At 65.3% G+C, this 17,807-nt stretch carries 17 protein-coding genes and 1 pseudogene; 6 read left to right on the top strand and 12 right to left on the bottom strand.

Annotated elements, in window-relative coordinates; all coding sequences use genetic code 11:
- Positions 1-4: 4 nt before the first annotated feature.
- Together E3T31_RS04830 and E3T31_RS04825 are read right to left on the bottom strand one after the other, a co-directional pair.
- Positions 5-1,006, bottom strand: coding sequence for a glutathione S-transferase family protein (locus E3T31_RS04830; RefSeq protein WP_134467728.1), 1,002 nt, complete (start codon positions 1,004-1,006; stop codon positions 5-7).
- Between the two features lie 29 nt (positions 1,007-1,035).
- The gene (locus E3T31_RS04825) at positions 1,036-1,350 is read right to left on the bottom strand and encodes a hypothetical protein (RefSeq protein WP_134467727.1); all 315 of its coding nucleotides are present in this window, start codon (positions 1,348-1,350) and stop codon (positions 1,036-1,038) included.
- 94 nt (positions 1,351-1,444) lie between these two features.
- Here E3T31_RS04825 and E3T31_RS04820 point away from each other — a divergent pair, with 94 nt between their 5' ends.
- Both E3T31_RS04820 and E3T31_RS04815 read left to right on the top strand, forming a co-directional pair.
- The gene (locus tag E3T31_RS04820) at positions 1,445-1,918 is read left to right on the top strand and encodes a VOC family protein (protein WP_134467726.1); all 474 of its coding nucleotides are present in this window, start codon (positions 1,445-1,447) and stop codon (positions 1,916-1,918) included.
- 69 nt (positions 1,919-1,987) lie between these two features.
- A complete protein-coding gene (locus tag E3T31_RS04815; protein ID WP_134467873.1) occupies positions 1,988-2,791 on the top strand; it encodes a DUF1206 domain-containing protein in 804 nt (267 codons plus the stop codon).
- Between the two features lie 27 nt (positions 2,792-2,818).
- On the opposite strand, the pseudogene E3T31_RS18490 reads toward E3T31_RS04815, so the two are convergent.
- The 3 genes and pseudogenes from E3T31_RS18490 to E3T31_RS04800 form a co-directional block, all read right to left on the bottom strand.
- Positions 2,819-3,265, bottom strand: a pseudogene (locus E3T31_RS18490) (phosphatase PAP2 family protein); the annotation flags it as partial.
- A gap of 272 nt (positions 3,266-3,537) precedes the next feature.
- Entirely contained in the window at positions 3,538-4,245 is a 708-nt protein-coding gene (locus E3T31_RS18185) for a phosphatase PAP2 family protein (protein WP_241977655.1), read from the bottom strand.
- A 25-nt stretch (positions 4,246-4,270) separates the two neighbouring features.
- Positions 4,271-6,733 carry an ATP-dependent DNA ligase gene (locus E3T31_RS04800; RefSeq protein ID WP_134467725.1) on the bottom strand — a complete coding sequence of 821 codons (2,463 nt, stop codon included), beginning with the start codon at positions 6,731-6,733 and terminating at the stop codon, positions 4,271-4,273.
- 128 nt (positions 6,734-6,861) lie between these two features.
- Here E3T31_RS04800 and E3T31_RS04795 point away from each other — a divergent pair, with 128 nt between their 5' ends.
- Positions 6,862-7,689, top strand: coding sequence for a Ku protein (locus E3T31_RS04795; RefSeq protein WP_134467724.1), 828 nt, complete (start codon positions 6,862-6,864; stop codon positions 7,687-7,689).
- 113 nt (positions 7,690-7,802) lie between these two features.
- Here the strand turns inward: E3T31_RS04795 and E3T31_RS04790 are convergent, their stop codons facing one another.
- The 3 genes from E3T31_RS04790 to E3T31_RS04780 all read right to left on the bottom strand — a co-directional run bounded on the left by E3T31_RS04790 (position 7,803) and on the right by E3T31_RS04780 (position 10,979).
- Positions 7,803-8,615: a carbon-nitrogen hydrolase family protein gene (locus E3T31_RS04790; protein ID WP_134467723.1), complete on the bottom strand. Its 813-nt coding sequence runs from the start codon at positions 8,613-8,615 to the stop codon at positions 7,803-7,805.
- A 98-nt stretch (positions 8,616-8,713) separates the two neighbouring features.
- Entirely contained in the window at positions 8,714-10,078 is a 1,365-nt protein-coding gene (locus E3T31_RS04785) for an APC family permease (RefSeq protein ID WP_134467722.1), read from the bottom strand.
- A gap of 1 nt (position 10,079) precedes the next feature.
- The gene (locus tag E3T31_RS04780; RefSeq protein ID WP_174844847.1) at positions 10,080-10,979 is read right to left on the bottom strand and encodes a carbon-nitrogen hydrolase family protein; all 900 of its coding nucleotides are present in this window, start codon (positions 10,977-10,979) and stop codon (positions 10,080-10,082) included.
- A 127-nt stretch (positions 10,980-11,106) separates the two neighbouring features.
- Here E3T31_RS04780 and E3T31_RS04775 point away from each other — a divergent pair, with 127 nt between their 5' ends.
- Entirely contained in the window at positions 11,107-11,883 is a 777-nt protein-coding gene (locus tag E3T31_RS04775; RefSeq protein WP_241977673.1) for a FadR/GntR family transcriptional regulator, read from the top strand.
- Between the two features lie 66 nt (positions 11,884-11,949).
- Complete coding sequence (locus E3T31_RS04770; RefSeq protein ID WP_134467721.1) at positions 11,950-12,405, top strand: hypothetical protein; 456 nt, start codon at positions 11,950-11,952, stop codon at positions 12,403-12,405.
- Here the strand turns inward: E3T31_RS04770 and E3T31_RS04765 are convergent.
- Positions 12,376-14,286, bottom strand: a complete 1,911-nt coding sequence (locus E3T31_RS04765) for a M12 family metallopeptidase (RefSeq protein WP_134467720.1) — start codon at positions 14,284-14,286, stop codon at positions 12,376-12,378. The genes E3T31_RS04770 and E3T31_RS04765 overlap by 30 nt on opposite strands.
- A gap of 147 nt (positions 14,287-14,433) precedes the next feature.
- Positions 14,434-16,002: a phosphotransferase gene (locus tag E3T31_RS04760; protein WP_134467719.1), complete on the bottom strand. Its 1,569-nt coding sequence runs from the start codon at positions 16,000-16,002 to the stop codon at positions 14,434-14,436.
- A 213-nt stretch (positions 16,003-16,215) separates the two neighbouring features.
- Here E3T31_RS04760 and E3T31_RS04755 point away from each other — a divergent pair, with 213 nt between their 5' ends.
- On the top strand, positions 16,216-16,893 hold the full coding sequence (locus E3T31_RS04755; RefSeq protein ID WP_134467718.1) for a GntR family transcriptional regulator: 678 nt from the start codon (positions 16,216-16,218) through the stop codon (positions 16,891-16,893).
- Between the two features lie 87 nt (positions 16,894-16,980).
- On the opposite strand, the gene E3T31_RS17655 is transcribed toward E3T31_RS04755, so the two are convergent.
- Complete coding sequence (locus E3T31_RS17655) at positions 16,981-17,121, bottom strand: hypothetical protein (protein ID WP_166788387.1); 141 nt, start codon at positions 17,119-17,121, stop codon at positions 16,981-16,983.
- A 173-nt stretch (positions 17,122-17,294) separates the two neighbouring features.
- Positions 17,295-17,798: a GNAT family N-acetyltransferase gene (locus E3T31_RS04750; RefSeq protein WP_241977654.1), complete on the bottom strand. Its 504-nt coding sequence runs from the start codon at positions 17,796-17,798 to the stop codon at positions 17,295-17,297.
- Between the last annotated feature and the right edge of the window lie 9 nt (positions 17,799-17,807).

Raw genomic sequence — 17,807 nt, 5'->3', positions numbered from 1 at the left:
GCGTTCAGTTCACGATGCGCTCGCCGGGCACGGGCGGCTCCGGCGGGGTGCCGGTGCCGAAGGGACGGCCGCCGAGATCGGCGCGAGAATGCGGTGCCAGCCAGGCGGCAGCATCCGGCCCCTTCGGCACTATGCCGCTGGGATTGATATCGACGTGGGTCACGTAGTAGTGCTTCTTGATCTGATCGAAGTCGATCGTGTCGCCGAAACCGGGCGTTTGGAAGAGGTCGCGGGCATAGGCCCACAGCACCGGCATCTCGCTGAGCTTGTTTCGATTGCACTTGAAATGACCGTGATACACCGCGTCAAAGCGTGCCAGAGTCGTGAACAAGCGGATGTCCGCCTCGGTTATCGTGTCGCCCACGAGATACCGCTGCCCGGCCAGGCGTTCTTCGAGCCAATCCAGTCGGGCGAAGAGGGCGTCGTAGGCCCGCTCGTACGATTTTTGACTGCCCGCGAAGCCGCACTTGTAGACGCCGTTGTTGACGTCGTGAAAGATCAGGTTGGCGACCTCGTCGATCTGGGTCCGGAGGGCTTCGGGGTAGAGGTCGGGGGCGCCGGCCCGGTGGTGTTCTGTCCACTCGGTCTCAAAATCGACGGTGATTTGCGGGTAGTTGTTGGTGACGACCTTGCCAGAGGCGACATCGACGATCGCCGGCACGGTGATGCCGCGCGGGTAGTCGGGAAAACGGGCGAAGAAGGCCTGCTGCAGGCGTTCGATGCCGAGCACCGGGTCGAGCCCGTCGGGGTCGAGGTCGAACGTCCAGCTGTTCTTGTCGTGGGTCGGGCCGGGCAGGCCGAGTGAGATGACGCCCTCGAGGCCGAGCAGGCGGCGCACGATCGTGGTGCGGTTCGCCCAGGGGCAGGCCCGCGCTGCGACCAAGCGGTAGCGACCCGCCTCCACCGGCCAGCCGTCCCGGCCGTCCCGTGTAATGCGGTCCTCGATGTAATTGGTGTCGCGGTTGAAGTCCAGGCCGGGCGTGATGTAACTGGGATTCAGGCTCATAGTTCCACGCTACGCGCCTCGAGCGGTCCTTAGACCGCTTCGCCGAGCTGCTCGGCGATTTCGGCGTCGGTGCGGGCGTCGATGATGCCCCACATTATGTGGGTGGGGCCGCTGCTGTCGCTCGGTTCGGTGCGTGGCCGGCTGGCCCAGCCGTGCGCAATGACGGCGGCACCGAGGTATTCGAGGGAGTCGGCGATGCGGGTTTTACGAATCTTGCCGGCCAGTACGCTGCCGTCGGGCGCCTGACGCCAGCCGCGCTTGTGGGCGACGACGCGAGCTATTTCTTCGTTGGTCAGCCAGCGCGAAAAGCTGCGGGTGGGCGGGTCGATGGTAATCAGCTTCATGCCGACACTGTACCCGCCCGGCCCCGGCGCCTCGTCACAGACGCCGATCGGGGCGATAATCACAGGGCCACCCGACAATAAAGGAGAACGAACCATGAGCAGTCGTCTCAACCCGTACCTCGGCTTTCGCGACAACGCCCGCGTAGCGATGGACTTCTACCAGAGCGTCTTCGGGGGTGAAATCACCCGCAGCACCTTCGGTGAATACCAGGCCAGTGAAGACCCGGCCGAGCAGGACAAGATCATGCACTCCGAGCTGACCACCCCGAGCGGATTCTCGCTGATGGCCTCAGACACCCCCAAAAGCATGGACCTTCCCACGAGCAGCAGCGTCACCGTCTCCCTCAGTGGTGAGGACGAGGCCGAACTGACCGGGTACTGGGAGAAGCTGGTGCAGGGCGGCTCCGTCACGATGCCGCTCAACAAGGCGCCCTGGGGCGACAGCTTCGGCATGCTGGTCGACAAATTCGGCACCAGTTGGATGGTCAATATCGCCGGTGTCGCTGCCGAGTCCGGGGTTGGCTCCGAGCCCGGTGACGCGGAATTTCGGGACGACGTCACCCGGTGACTTGTTGGTACGTCGGCCAAGGAAAATTTCTGCGCGCGACGGCGTGTGTCGACCTAGGCTGAGCCCGTGATGAATTCATCGGCGACACGCATCGCTCGCGACGCGAGCAACAGTTCGGCACTGCAACTGCTGGCCCGGCTGGGGTTCGCTGTCAACGGGCTGCTGCACGTCCTGATCGGGTCGATCGCGATTACCGTGGCGATCGGTGCGGGCAGCGGCTCCGCCGACCAAAGCGGGGCACTCGCCCAGCTGGCCTCGAGCCCGGGCGGGGTGTTTTTGCTGTGGACCGTCGTGGTCGGCATGTTCGCCCTCGGGCTGTGGCTGGTCGTCTCCGCATTCGTGATGCAGGGCGAGCCCAAACGAAAATGGGCGCGTCGTCTGGCCAACATTGCCAAAGCCATCGTTTACATCGCCCTCGGCGTCACGGCGTTGACCTTCGCCCGGGGCGGTGCGTCGAGTTCGGCCGGCAGTACGCAGAGCGCCAGTTCGTCGTTGCTGTCCTCGCCGGGCGGCGTCATCGTGCTGTTCCTGGCCGGTGTGGCCGTGCTCGGTGTCGGCGGCTATTTCATCTACAAGGGTGCAGCGCGGAAGTTCCGGTCAGACCTCGCCGTGCCGGCCGGATCGGCCGGCCGCGCGGTCATCGCCCTCGGAGTTGTCGGCTACGTCGCCAAGGGCATTGCGCTCGCCGTGGCCGCGATCCTCGTCGGCGTCGCCGCGGTCACCAATGATGCCAGCAAATCCACCGGGCTCGACGGGGCGCTCAAGGCGCTCGCCGCCCTGCCGTTCGGAACCATTGCCCTGATCCTGATCGGTGTCGGCCTGATCGCTTACGGCCTGTACTGCTTCGTTCGCGCCCGCCGCGCCCGATTGTAGTCCGCGGGACGCATGACGGGTGTCCCAGGCGATCACCCCGCTGAGCACGACGAGCGAGATCGACAGTGAGGCGAGGGCATCCGTTGCCCAGTGATAGCCGAGATAGAGACGGCTGATCGCGGCGACCCCGATGCAGAGCGCCGCGATGCTGAACCCGATGATGGCAGCACGCCGACCGGGGCGCCGGGACACGACCAGGTAGGTCAGCACCAGTACGAAATCGGCAGCACCGAGAACGTGCCCCGACGGAAACGAGTACGAGTGGTCGGCGCCGAACAGCATCAGCTCGATCGGTGGGCGGCTGCGGGCGATGAGCGGCGCCAGAATCTGCGCCAGAATGACCCCGGTGAGCATGGCTATGGCGAGTAGGAGCGGTCGCCACGCGTGCTTGCCCCAGACCCCCCAGGCGACGGTCAAAACCAGCACGATGATCGGCAACGCGACCGGCCCGAAGATGATGGCCAGACCGATCATGATCAGCGTCAGGGTCGGCGAGCGGTTGTCGACGAGCCACTCGCGAACCGGCGAATCGTAGAACGACGACCGGTCCGGTTGCAGCACGTCAATGAGCACGCCGATGAAGAGCAGGATGCCGACACCGGCCAGGGCGATGGCGGTCAGGCGCAATTGCCGACGCGTGGCCGTGGACAGCGGCCGGGCGTCGACGACAAACTTTCCGTAGCGGGTGCGCCACACCGTTGCGGACCGGATACCGCCCATCTGTTCGTCCTTTCGGTAGAAGAGTGTCAGTGCCGTTTCAAATGTTCGGCGGCGCGCAACCGGCGTTCGCCGTCGAGTTTTGCCGCCAACGGCGCCCAGACTACAACGGCGATGCCCACGCCGAGCAGTACGGCGCCGATCGTGTCGGTCAGCCAATGCGCTCCCAGGTAGGTGCGGCTGATCATCATGGCCAGAGTGTAGGCAGCTCCGAGTATCCAGACCCACCATCGTGAAAAAAGGAGTGCGAAAATGGTGGCCATGACGGCCGCGTTTGCTACGTGCCCCGAGGGAAACGACCCAAAATCGACACTCACCAGAATGTCCTGGGGCCGGGTTCTCCCGAACAAATTCTTGAGCACCTGCACGGCGCCGCCGGTGAGTATCGTCGCTGCGAGGTAGAACCCGACCGCCCAATACCGCCGGGCCAGCAGCAGAACGCCCACGATCAGCGCGGGAATCAGCAGCGACGCCATGAGCCCGAAGCCGAGGTAATCCAATACCAGCGCTGGCACGTCCAGGGTCGGCCCGCGAAACCGATCGATCCAGGCAAGCCAGGACCGGTCGATGGCGAGTGACCCGGCATCGATGGTGTCAGCGGTGCCACGGAGCAGCACCAGATAGCCGAGGGCGATTGTGAGAGCGAGCGCACCGAGACCGCTGATCAGCGGCCACCGACGCGTGATGCGTTTCGCGCGTGGTGTCGCTGATCCTTCCGGATGCCGATCACTCACCATGGGGTAATGCTAGATCGCGCGTACATCATTCGGTGACAATTTCGCCCGGGGTCTTGTCGGGACGCCAGCCTCGCCAGGACGGCTGACGCAGCCGGCCGGTCGCGGTCCATTCGGCGAACTCAACCTCGGCGACCTGGGACGGGCGCACCCAGACCGCGCTGGCGGCATCCGCTTGGGGAATGTCGCTGAACGGTGTCGTCTTGCGCACCAGTCGCTTCAGAATTGTGTGGATGCTGGCCAGGTCGCGGTCGGCGAACCCGGTGCCGACCCGGCCGACGTAGCGCAAGGCCCCGTCGGTGGGAACCCCGAGCAGCAGGGATCCGATCGTGCCCGACCGGTTTCCTTTGCCGGGCCGCCAGCCGCCGACTACGACCTCCTGGGTGCGAAAGTGTTTGATTTTCACCCAGTCTCGCGACCGGCGCCCCGCGCTGTAACGGCCATCCTGTCGTTTAGCCATGATGCCTTCGAGCCCGAGCTGGCGGCTGGTCTGGAAGGCCTCGGTGAAGTCACCGTCAAACCGTGGCGGCAGCCGGGTGATACCGGTCGCGGTGACGGCGGCCTCCAGTCGGCTGCGTCGCTCGGCATAGGGCAACCCGGTGAGCGGATGGCCGTTCAGTTCGAGCAGGTCGAACAGCATGAACTGCACCGGAGTCTTCTTCGCCGCAGCAGCCACCTCCCGCGGGTCGGTCAGCCTCATACGGGTTTGCAGCAGCCCGAAATCGGGGCGTCCGCGCGGGTCGACGGCCACGATCTCGCCGTCGAGCACCGCGGCATCCGTTTCGGTGGTGGCCAGCGCGGCGAGCAAATCGGTCGTGAGATCGGGATAGGACACGGTCACATCGTGCCCGTTGCGGGTGACCAGACGCACGCCCTGCTCGGCCGGGGAGACGTAGGCGAGCGCCCGCATGCCGTCCCACTTCACCTCGAACGCCCAGTCGTCGTCGCCGAGGTCGGCTTCGGAGCCGGCGGCGGCGAGCATGGGGGAGTAGGCGTTCTTGGGCGGCGGGTGACCGATCTGCCCGGCGGTCGGGCGAGCGTTGGTGTGTGAACCGGCAGCCCCGTCGCGTGGCTTCATCCGGTGAATCAGCCAGTTGTTCGCCGCCCCGCGCCTCGCGCTCGTGCGAATCAGGGCGAACCGGGCGGTGCCGCCGAGTCCGGCGTGGGGTTCGCCGTGCAGAGTCACGATCACTTCGTCGTCGCGCCATTTTTCGAGGTCGTAGTCGCCGCGATCCCAGATCGAGACGTCGCCGGCACCATATTCTCCAACCGGAATGTTTCCTTCAAAGCTGCCGTATTCGCGCGGATGGTCCTCCACGTGAACCGCAAGCCGGTTCTGGGTCGGCGACACCGGCACGCCGCGCGGCAGAGCCCACGACACCAGCACCCCGTCGTGTTCGAGGCGGAAATCCCAGTGCAGGTTGCGGGCGTGGTGCTCCTGAATGACGAAACTCTGCCCGGCGGTCTCGCCCGGATGCAATTCCGGAACGGATGCCGGCACCGGCTCCGGTGTCTTGCTCGCGTCCCGCTTGTCGCGGTACACCGTGAGCCGGTCCGGTGTGACGGGGTCGATAGTGGCCACGCGTGCCGCATGCTCGAATGACCCGGCACTGAGCTGCGCGAGCGGATCGTCCCGCCGCTTCAGGCGGGCCAGCACCTGCTTGTAGTCGAGCTGCTGCAGGTCGGACGAGGCGAGCTCCTTCCAGGTGCGCGGGGTCGCGACCATCGGGTGGCTGCGTCCGCGCAGCGAGTAGGGCGTGATCGTGGTCTTCGCGGCGTTGTTCTGGCTCCAGTCGACGAACACCTTTCCCGGTCGCAGCATCTTTCTCATGTCGCTGACGACCAGGTCGCGGTGGTCGGCCTCGAGCGCCCTGGCCAGCTCGTGCGCGACCGCCGACACCTGGTCGGAGGTGTAGGACAGGTCGAGCGCCGCATATAAGTGGATGCCCTTGCTCCCGCTGGTGACCGGCATCGCTTCCAGCCCCATGTCCTGCAGAATCGCCTGGGCCCAGCGCGCTACCTCGGCGCACTCGAGCAGCCCGACGCCCGGCCCCGGGTCAAGATCGAGCACGAGCCGGTCCGGATTGCGCGGGGTGCCGGTGCGGCCGAACTGCCACTGCGGCACGTGAATCTCGAGGGAGCTCATCTGGCCGAGCCAGGTCAACGTGGCCAGGTCGTTGACCAACGGGTAGCCGTTGACATGGTCCTTGTGCTGGATCTCGTGCCGCTTCACCCAGCTCGGCGTCGCCGCCTCGAGGTTTTTCTGAAAGAACATCGGGCCGGGGTCGCCCGGCGTTCCGACACCGTGCACCCAGCGTTTGCGGGTGGCCGGGCGATTGGCCGCGTGTGGAATGAGCACGTCCGCTATGGCCGCGTAGTAGCTGAGCACGTCGGCCTTGGTAGTGCCCGTCTCGGGATACAGCACCTTGTCCAGGTGAGTGAGCGTGATGCGGTGTCCCTCGACGGATGCCACCTGGCTGCTGGCGTTCATGCGTCAACTGTGCCCCCAAATCGTGCGGTCGACTAGGAGACGACTGGCCTGAACGTGCGTCAACTGTGCCGCGCGCGCCAGAAAATCGTGCGGTCGACGGATTCTTCGATCGGGTGTGTACTGGTCGCATGAGAAGCATCTGGACCGGTGCGATCACCTTCGGACTCGTCAACGTGCCCGTCAAGGTGTACAGCGCCACCGAAGATCACGACGTCTCGCTGCACCAGGTGCACGATGCCGATGGGGGACGCATCCGCTATCAACGTCGGTGTGAAGAGTGTTCCAAGGTCGTTCCGTATGACCACATCGACAAGGCCTTCGACAACGGCGAGCAGACCGTGGTGCTCAGCGCCGAGGACTTCGCCTCGCTGCCCTCAGCGCACAGCAAGGAGATCGACGTGGTCGAGTTCGTGCCGAGCGACCAGATCGATCCGATCATGCTCGACAAGAGCTATTTTCTCGAGCCAGACGGCAAGTCGTCGAAGGCGTACGTGCTGCTTCGCCGCACGCTCGAGGCCACTAATCGTACGGCGATCGTGCACTTCGCGCTTCGGCAGAAAACCCGGCTGGGCGCGCTGCGGGTGCACGGCGACGTGCTGATGCTGCAGTCCCTGCTCTGGGATGACGAGGTGCGCGAGGCGAAATTCGGGTCCCTCGACGAGCGGGTTAACATAAGCGCCAAGGAGCTGGACCTGTCGGCGGCGCTGGTCGAGTCGTTCGCGGCCGATTTCGCACCGGATGCCTTCAGCGACGACTATCAAGACGAGTTGAGGGCGGTGATCGAGGCGAAACTGAAGAGCGGCGATGCCGTATGGACCGGGGAGACGTTCGGCCAGACCTCGAACGACGGCGAGGGCGGCGAGGTGCTCGACCTGATGGAAGCCCTGCGCCGCAGCGTCGCGGCCAGCCGTGACCGGGCCAAGCCCAAACCCAAGCGCACCCGCTCGGCCTCCTGACTCCCCGTAACTCCGCGATTCGCGGGAGCTGCGCCGCTGCGCGGGAGGTCGAACTCCCGCGCACTGGCGTAACTCCCGCGCGGCGACGTCCCGGTCCACCGGATGCGGCAGGTCTAGGTTCGCGGCTGGATGGTGTGGCGGCGGTGGTGGAGAGCGGGATTTCGCTGGCGCGCCTGCCGCACCTGATCTGGGTCGACGTCGACGGTGAGCATGCCCGGCTGCAGGCCCAGCTCGCCGAGCACCCGGCCGGCGGGATCGACGAGCAGGCTGCGCCCGATCGAGATCGGCGGGCACTGCGAGACCGCTCCGACGAAATAAGAGTTTTCAATGGCGCGCGCTTGGGCGAGGACGCGCCACTGGTCGTCTTTCTGCGGCCCGGGAACCCACGAGGAACAGACCAACACGAGGTCGGCACCGGCGTCGGCCAATTCGCGGCCGAGTTCGGGAAAGCGCAGGTCGTAGCAGGTCATCAGGCCGATCCGCAGCCGCTCGCCGGAGCACCCTGTGACCTCCGCGACGACGGGCGCGAGGTCCGCCGCGGGAGAGATCCACTCCGATTCTCGAAATCCGAAAGAATCGAAGAGGTGCATCTTGCGGTACTGGGCTTGCAAGACGCCGTCCGGGCTGAGCACGACAATCGTGTTGAAGGGGCGAGGATCGTTCTCGTTGGTCTCGACGATTCCCGCTACGAGCGTGATGTGCAGAGCAACCGCAATTGCCGCGAGAGCGCGGACGAACGGCCCGGTCACCGGTTCCGCGGCGACCGCGAAGCTCGCGTCGACGGACTTCTTCTCGTACATGGCGTACTCGGGAAACACGACGAGGTTGGCACCCTCCGCAGCTGCGCGTTGCGCGGTCTGCTGCATCAGCGCGAGGTTGTGAAGCTTGTTGGTGCCAGATTCGATCTGTGCGAGGCTGACTCTCACCTCCACCCCACCTTCCGCACACCGGTCACTCTTGCATCGTTAGCTTAAACCGCTGCGCGTGCACCCCGGTACTTGCACCGTGGGGTGCTGGCCCGCCGTCAGTGGGTCTCGGCAAGGAGAGCCGCGTCGTCCGCTTCGACGTATTCCATCTCGGGTGGCTGGCGGCGGAATCCGCGCGTGACGATACCGAGCACGATGACTCCGATGGTGAGCCAGACCAGGCCCAGCACAATTGCGTTCGAATCGAGGCGCGTGAGCAGGTAGAGGGTGATCAGGCCGCCGACCAGGGGAATGGCGACATAGAACAGGGGGCTGAGATGGCGGCCTTCGCGGCGTTGGCGAACGAAGTAGAAGATGACCGAGACATTGACCATGGTGAATGCCACGAAAGCGCCGAAGTTTATGAAGGAGGTGGAGGTGGCGACGTCGAGGAAGATCGCGACGAAACCGACTAGACCGATGATGACGAGGTTGAAGACGGGGGAGCGAAAGCGCTTGCTGACCTCGCCGAAGATGCGGCGCGGTAGCACGCCGTCGCGGCCCATGGCGAACAGTAGTCGGGAGGCTGCGGCCTGGGCGGCGAGACCGGACGCGAACTGGGCGATCACGAGGCCGGCGAGGAAGACGGCACCGAACAGGTTGCCACCGATGTGCATGGCAATGTCGAACGCCGCCGAGGACGAGTCGATGAAGGTTCCGCCTGGGCGCACAAGCTGAGTCGTATAGGAGACCAGCACGAAGATGGCGCCACCGATGAGGGCGACGAGCAGGATGGCGCGGGGCACGGTCTTGCGCGGGTTGATGGTCTCCTCGGTGAACGTCGTGACCGCGTCAAAGCCGAGGAAGGAGTACGCGGCGATGGCCGCACCGGCCGTGATCCCCGCAAACGTGGACGTGGGGTTCGCAAACGGCGATGCGTCGATTAGGCCGCCGGCACCCTGATTGGCGACGACCGATGCGATGGACAGGGCGACGAAAGTTCCGATCACGAGCACCTGAAAGGCCATGAGCAGAAAGTTGGCCTTGTCAGCGACCTTGATGCCGAGAATATTGAGCAGAGTGGTGATCACAACGAAACCGACGATCCAAACCCAGGCCGGCACGGCCGGGAACTGGGCGCCGAGGTAGGCGCCACCGATCAGCCAGATCACCATGGGGAGGAAGAGGTAGTCGAGCAGCACCGCCCAGCCGACCAGAAAGCCCACCCGCGAGTCGATGGTGCGCCGCACGTAGCTGTACGCCGACCCGGACACCGGGTATGCCGCAGCCATCCGGCCATAACTGGAGGCGGTGAACAACATGGCGACGAGCGCCACGAGGTAGGCCGAGCCGCTCGCGCCGCCGGTGGTCTCGGCGACGACACCGAAAATTCCGAGAACGATTAGCGGCGTCATATAGGCCAGGCCAAACAGAACGAGAGAGCGCAGGCCGAGCGTGCGCGCGAGGGTGGGTGTACCGGTCATGTCAGGATTCCGTTTCAAGGGGGGTCGGGACGGGGCTAGGGGTCCAGCGGTTGGGATCGATGCGCCCGGAATACAGGGGCAGGTCGAGCGGAGCGTCGGTCGGCAGAAACTGTTCCCACATGCGATTGGTGCCGGCCGTGCCGTGCTGGCGCACCCGAGTGACGTGATCCAGTTCGAGGGTGCGTACGAGCACGGTGGGCGCGGCGTCGGTCGATGTGGCGAGAATGGTACCCTCCGGGTCAACGAGCAGGCTGCGGCCCTCTCCCACGGGGCCGGCGCAGTTCACACTCACCGTGAACGTCTGGTTGACGATGGAATTGGCCTGAGCGAGCACCACTTCCTGGACGCGGTCGGGTGTAGTTGTCTTGACGATGTTGAGTACGACCTCGGCGCCCAGCCAGGCCAGGTGTCTGGTGACCTCGGGAAACCAAGCGTCGTAACAGATCGACAGCCCGAACCTGCCGATACCCGGGGCATCGAATACGACGAACCGGTCTCCTGGTTCGTGCGGCTCGTAAGGCCGCCAGGGGAAGATTTTGCGGTAGCTGGCCACCAGATCGCCCTGCGGAGAGAACACCACGGCCGTGTTGAAGAGTTCGCCGGCAGACCCGCGCTCGCAGATGCTGCCCGGCAGAAGCCAGACGCCCGCCCGGCGGGCAATTGCTCCGAGCGCAGCGATAAGATCGCCGTCCAGCGGCACCGCGGATGCCCGCAGCCGGTCGTTCCGTATCTCCAGACCGGCCGGCTCGGTGCCGAACAAGTGCAGTTCAGGAAACACGACGAACTGAACCCGCGGATCATCGTCGAGGACTCGGTACACCTGAGCAGCGAAGTCGTCGATCGGCCCGCCGAGGGGCAGCGGGGCTACCTGGACGGCTGCAATGCGCAGTGTACGAGACATGTTCACTCCTGTGAGACCAGTTGTACCGGTGGCAACCGTGTCTCAAGACATAAAATAGATCATAATGATCGCTTTTGTCCAGTCTCGTGCCATTAACCAGTGTTGAGCCGTTACTGTGGGCAGCGTGATGGTTGACGCGCGACACCCAGAAGCGGGTGCCATCGAACCCGGCCGCAGTGTGACTGCGCTCGCCAACCCGGCCGTATCGGGCATTACCAGGTTGAGTGCCACGGATACGGTGCGCGCCCGCATCGCCCTCGCCATCGAGCTGGGGTTGATGGTCGTGGGCGAGCAATTGCCGTCCGACCGCGAAGTGGCCGCAGCGCTCGGCGTGAGCGAAATCACTGCTCGACGGGCCCTCAAGAGCCTCGCGGATGAGGGCGTGTTGCAGCGCAAGCGCGGGCGCAGCGGGGGAACCTTTGTGGCCGAGCCGGGGGCATCCGTTTCGGTCGCCTCGATCACCGCTTATCTGGCCGATGCGGCCGACGTACACCGTCTGATCGATGAGCGGGTGCTGCTGGAGTGCGCGCTCGTGCACCACGCGGCGTTGGGCATTTCCTCCGCGCAACTCGACGAGCTCGAGGCGACGGTGGCGCAGGCGGCGGCCGCGCAAAGCTGGAGCGACTATCACGTGGCCGATGAGCGGTTTCACCTGGGGGTGGCCGCGGCCAGCGGCTTGGACTGGGCGCTACCGCAGTACGGTGCGGTGCTGCACGGGCTGTACCGATACTTTCTGCCCTACCCGGTGACCTACCTGCACGGCGTCAACCGAGAGCATGCCCGACTGGTGGCAGCCCTGCGCGAACACGATCCCATTGCCGCCGTCGCCATCATCCGACAGCACGTTGCGGTCTTGCACGACTCCATGTTCGTGGGCCTGGCCGCTGGCGACCCGCGTTCCTGACGGTGGATGTCATCGGGGCGCACGACCGAATCTCCGGGTGAGCACGATCGCGCTGGTGGTGGCACCATGGGTGCCATGAGAGGAGACTCCGAGTCAGATTTCATGGTGACCGGCGTCATCGCGTTCGCATTGGGAGAGCGGCCGGTTGGGCCGTTCACCGTGACCGTGCTCGTCGAAGACGTGTCCCGAGCGGATGCTCCCAGCACCATTGTGGGCGGCGTACGTTTTGACCACCCCGCGTTCACCGCGGCTGAAGCCGTCGAGGTGCCGTTTTCCGTGATCGTGCCCGCCGACGCGCAGAACGGCATCCGTCGTCTAAATCTGCGGGCGCACGTGCGCCAGGAGTTCGATTCGCGCGAACCCCTGGCCCACGGTGCGCCCCGCACTCAGCCCCTGGGGGATGCTGCTCCGGGGGAACCCACCGCGGACCGGCCCGACATCACCGAGGGGGATTTCGTCTCGACGCAGTCCCACCCGGTGCTGCCGAAGGGGTCAGTCCGTGTCCCGGTTCAGCGTGTCTGAACCGGCACGCACTTCGGCCTCGTCGAACGACGTGATCACGCCGCCGAGGCTCTCATAGCCGGTGAGCGATGGACCCCACGCAGCGCCGTTGAACCACTTGTGAAACAGCGCGCTGTTGGTGCCGGTCAGGAACACGTCCAGCCTGCCGGGTGCCCAGGAAACGACGCGCGGCTGCGAGGTGGCGATGCCGCCCATGTTTTCGTAGCCGAGCACCGAGGGCCCCCACGCGTTGCCGTCGAACCACTTGTGATACAGCGCACTGTCGGTGCCAATCACAAACAGATCGAGCCGGTTCGGTCCCCACGAGATGGCCTCGGGTTCGCCGACGACAATGCCGCCGAGCCGCTCGAAGTCGTTGACCGACGGACCCCAGGCCGAGCCGTTCCACCACTTGTGGTACAGCGCACCGTCGGTGCCGGTCACGAAGATGTCGAGTCGGTTCGGGCCCCAGGTGACGACCCGCGGCGCCGAGGTGCAGACCCCGCCGAGACGCTCATACCCGGTGAGCGACGGACCCCAGACTGAGCCGTTCCACCACTTGTGGTAAAGCGCCCGGTCGGTGCCGATCACGAACACGTCGAGTCGGTTCGGGCCCCAGGAGACGACTTCGGGCTGGCCCACAATGATGCCGCCCATGTTCTCGTAGCCGGTGACCGATGGGCCCCACGCTCCACCGAACCACTTATGGTACAGCCCGTGGTCACTGCCGACGACGAAGACATCGAGCCGGTTCGGTCCCCACGACACCACGCGCGGGTCGCCGAGAATCACGCCGCCCAAGTACTCGTAGCCGGTGACCGATGGCCCCCAGGAACTGCCGGTCCACCACTTGTGATAGAGCGCGCTGTCGGTACCGGTCACGAACAGGTCGAGCCGGTTCGGCGACCACGCGACCGCCTGCGGAACGCTCTCGGCGATGCCACCCATGTTCTCGTAGCCGGTGATCGAGGGACCCCAGGCTCCGCTGAACCACTTGTGAAACACGGCCCGGTTGGTACCGAGCACGAACGCATCCAACCGGTTCGGACCCCACGACACCACCGGGCTCGAACTGGCCCGTGCGGCTTGCGGATACATGAGGTTGACCGCGGCGATATCACCGGCCGATAGCGCGGTGCGCTGACCGATCTGCGCTCCGGCCTGCACCGGGGTGATCGTCTCAAGCCCATTCTTCGAGAACGCGGTGCGCGGATAGTGCATGATCGAGCCGTAGTCATACCCACCGACATCGTCACCGTCGACGATGTGCTGGTCGAACTGACTCTCCATACCCGACTCAATGTTGGCCACGTTGATCATCACGAAGGCGTTGCGATCCTCCCGACTCTGTTCGTGCCAGAGCCCGACCGCGTGGCCGATCTCGTGGATCGCGTTACCGGTGCTGCAGCCGGTCCCCAAACTGATGGTCTGCATGCCGTTACCCTGCATCCCGAGCATCGACCAGCATCCGCCAGAATCGCTGAACTCGATGAAGTTGGGGAATTGCCCCGCATTGGCCGCCGTGCGCTCGGTAAAGCGGATGGGAGTGCTGGCCTCCCAGTGGGAGATCGCGTCGCGCACCCGCTGCTGGTTCGGCAGGGCGGCGTTGATCCGAAACGGAACGTGGGCGTTCGGCCATCGAAAGCGCGCGCCGGTGATGGCCACGCCGCGGGCACGACCGTCGTCGTGGCTTTCGGCATCCTTGGTCTGCTCCAACTCGGCGACCGTGCCCAGCACAATGTCACCTTCGAAGACGGCCAGATTGTTGACCTTGTAGTAGACCACTTTGGTTGGTCCGAAGGTGACGCCGGAGATGAAACCGGATGCCGATTCGCCCGCTTGAAATTCACCCTCACTAACGAATTTCTGGTCGCCCCCGGGGCCGGAAATATTTTCTGCCATGGAACTACTCCCTGTGTGCTTTGTCCCTTGCTGGCACTGTGCCGGAACGCGCGTCAGGTTACGCCGCCGGGCGTTATCGGAGCGTTACTCGGGGCCGGTGGACGGGGTCGCGCCCGGCGGCCCACAGTTAGGCATTGCGGACCAGGATCAGTCTGGCATGCCGACCAGCCGTTCGACCGCAGCGAGCGGGATCGGCAGCCAGGCGGGTCGATTGCGACTCTCATAGACGGCCTCGTAGAGAGCTTTGTCGAGCTCGAAGGCCTCGAGCAGGGCAAGCTGCTCGGCCAGTTTGAGGCCGGAGCGTTCCGCGTAACCGTCGAGGAAAGCGCCACGGCAGGCCATTGCCCAATCGGAAATCATCGGCAGATTCTTCGTCATCGCACAGGACGACGAACCGGCTGAGGCGAGGGTGACCGCGGCTTCTGCCGTGGTCGCCGTCATCGCGCCGGACACGTAGGAGAAGGATCGCAGCATGCCGGCGACGTCGCGCAGCGGGACATCGGGCCGGGTACGTTCCCGCAGAGTGCGCAGCGGTTCACCCTCGAAATCCAGCAGCACCCAGCCGCGGCCCTGCACGTCGAGAACCTGCCCGAGGTGAAAGTCACCGTGGATGCGCTGGAGTCTGGGCCACGCCGCGGATTCCGCCCGGGCAAACACCGCTTCGATGGCGCTCTGGTATTTGGCCAACAGCGGGACTTCACGCAGGGTCTGACTGCAGCGCAGTCTCATCTTGGCCATTTCCTCGGCAATGACTTCGGAGCTCGCCTCCAGGGTCGGCAGGGTGCGGGCGAGATCGTGGTGCACGTCGGCGGTGGCCTGCCCCAGCCGGAAGGCCGGGCCGGTGAAATCACTGCCAGCGGCGGCGGCGATCAGCGCCGTGCGCCAGGCATCCGGTGCATTGGGCAGAAACTCCTGGGCAAATGCCAGGTGGCCGACCGCTCTCTGGTCGGGCTCGGCCGGATCGTCCCACTGGCCGAGCACGGCACCGAACGGCAGCGGGATGCGAGTTGAGCCGGCACCGGCCAGCGCAGCCTGCACCGTCACATCCGGATTCTCTCCCGCATGAATAATTCGGAAGACCTTGCAAATAATCGGCACCGCTGGCGATCCGGACGCGTCCAAGCGCTCCACGATGATCGAGGTATTGGATTGCTCTCCGCTGAGCACCCGACTCGATATGACGGTTGCGGCCGTCGTGCTGGAAGGGGCGGTGGAACGCGGGCGCAGGTCCTCGCCCCGCGCGCTGGTGGCGGAGCGGTCGGTCGCCGCTGGTTTGGTGGACGCGGACACGTCCTGCCGCTCCATGAATGCCAGCAACGCGGCAGCGAAGGCGGGATCGTAGGCGGCATCGTAAATGTAGCGGGCGTTGAGCGAGCCGGGTTGGCGCACGGTGATCAGGGCGTTGTCGGCGCCGGGCAATTCCTCGAAGCGTTCAGTGGTCGGCAACTGGTACAGCGTGAGAGTGAGGCTCGCTGTGTCGAGCACGAAATCCACGCGGATGGTGACTCCCGGCTCGGCACAGTCGAGGGCGAAATGCCCGATGCTGCGCAGCGCGGGAACTCGCCCCTTGTTGCCGAACCAACGCTGCGTCGACACCCAGGCATTGACGTAGCCCGGCAGTGGGGTGCCGCGATGGTTGGGGGCGAGGTCGGCGTCGGCGGTGTTGTGGGGCTGCGAATCTCGGTCTGGACGGTGAGCGCTGTCTCCATCGATCATGCCGCCAGCGTAGCGTCCCAACCGGGATTCTGCCGGCGCGCCCGAGGACCCGAACTCGGGGCTTGCGGTAGCCTCTGTCAAGCCCCCTAATCGGGATTGCGTCGATCGGGCGACAATTTCGGCGCCCCAAGCTACAATTGTAAACAATGGACAGTGTGGTGGGGCGCCTTCAGATGATTCTAGACATCCATTCGAGAAAGAACCGTGCAGGGTATGCCCCAGCGATATTCATTGGAACCGGTCGTGCAGGAGTCCACTCCCTCGATCATCGCCCGCAAGCTGAGGTTTGCGATCGCACGCGGCGAGGTGGCCCCGGGGTCGCAGCTCGGCGAGGCCGAGCTCGCCCGTGAACTCGGCGTGAGCCGGGGTCCACTGCGGGAGGCCATGCAACGGCTGACGCAGGAAGGCCTGCTGGTGAGTATCCGCAATCGCGGTCTGTTCGTCATTGAAATGACGGATGCCGAGATTCGCGACATGTACGTGCTGCGCACCGCCATTGAATCGGCCGCCTGCAAGCTCCTGGTGCGCGCCGACCACGTCGCGGCCGGCAAGGAACTGCTGACCCAGGTATCCGAGATGGAGAATGCGGCCGCCACCGGCGATCGCGCCGCCATGAGCGACGCCGACATGGCCTTTCATGAACGTCTCGTCGCCCTGAGTGGCAGCCGCCGCCTCGCGCGCATCCACAGCACCCTAATGACTGAGACCCGGATGTGCCTGACCGTGCTGCAGGACTCCGATCGGGTCGACGGGGAGTGGATCGCGGAGCATCGCGGTATCGCCGAGGCTGTGTTCAACGGCGACGGGCCGCTGGCCGAGAGTCGGCTCAGCGACCACGCCGAGGCCGCGTTGGCGCGACTGACCGACTCGACGGCATCCATTTCGGTGTGACCGGCATATGAATGCCCGGACCTTTGAGGTCGGGCACAGTCGTTCCAAGCCGGCACCTTCGCCGTCTTGTTCCCGGAGGCGAACGATTTAGGCCGAGGCGCGCGCCGCGAGGATGACGTGGGGCAGACTGGCCGGTTCGACGCGGATGCTGGTGCGCTCGCAGCCGGTGCACTTGAGGACGTAGAGGGGAAGGGTGATGCGCAGGGCCTGCGCGGGGTTGGGTTTCAAATCAGCGGGTGACTTGCAAAACGGGCAGGTGAGTCGCATCGCGGGGGTTTCCCTTGGCTCAGTTCTGCGCAAGCGGTAGCTCGCGTCAGATTGACCATAGGGTGTTCCGTGTTTCTCTGCTGCCCCTTGAATTCGCCGCCAAACTGTGTATCAAGAACAGTCTGCCCGCACCGCTAAACGGATGCCGCGAGCAGGCTCACGACGACAGTGTCATCCTTCGTCGACAGCTGGCCGACCTCGGCGAACCCGAGGCGGCCGTGGAACGCGAGGGACCCCGGATTCGGCGGTTCAAGGTTGACCTCGCACAGCACCTCGACAAGCAGTTCGCGGCGGGCCGCACCGAAGATGGCGTCGTAGAGCACCTGGCCGAGCCCCTGCCCGCGAAAACCGTCGGCCACGACGATGCGGTCGACGTAGAGAAAATCGCTGGATCGCTGGGAGAACCAGCGATAGTTCTCGCTCGCGTACTCGGCGCCGGCGACAAAGAGGATGGCAAAGCCGAGCACCTCGGCGGCCGCATCGTCGTCGGCGACGACAGCGACCGCGAGGTGGCTGTGGTCGACCAGCGCGGCCAGTGCCGGCGCATCCAGCTCATTGACCGCGGGAACGGCGGCATTGTTGAGCGCGAGCAGGCGCGGCAGGTCGGCGGCAACGAGGGAACGAATCGAGTAGGTCACCCATTAACG

The organism is Cryobacterium sp. TMS1-13-1 (genome assembly GCF_004403125.1).
In the GTDB taxonomy this organism is placed as follows: Bacteria; Actinomycetota; Actinomycetes; order Actinomycetales; family Microbacteriaceae; genus Cryobacterium; species Cryobacterium levicorallinum.
This window is presented reverse-complemented; position numbering and strand designations above follow the sequence as displayed.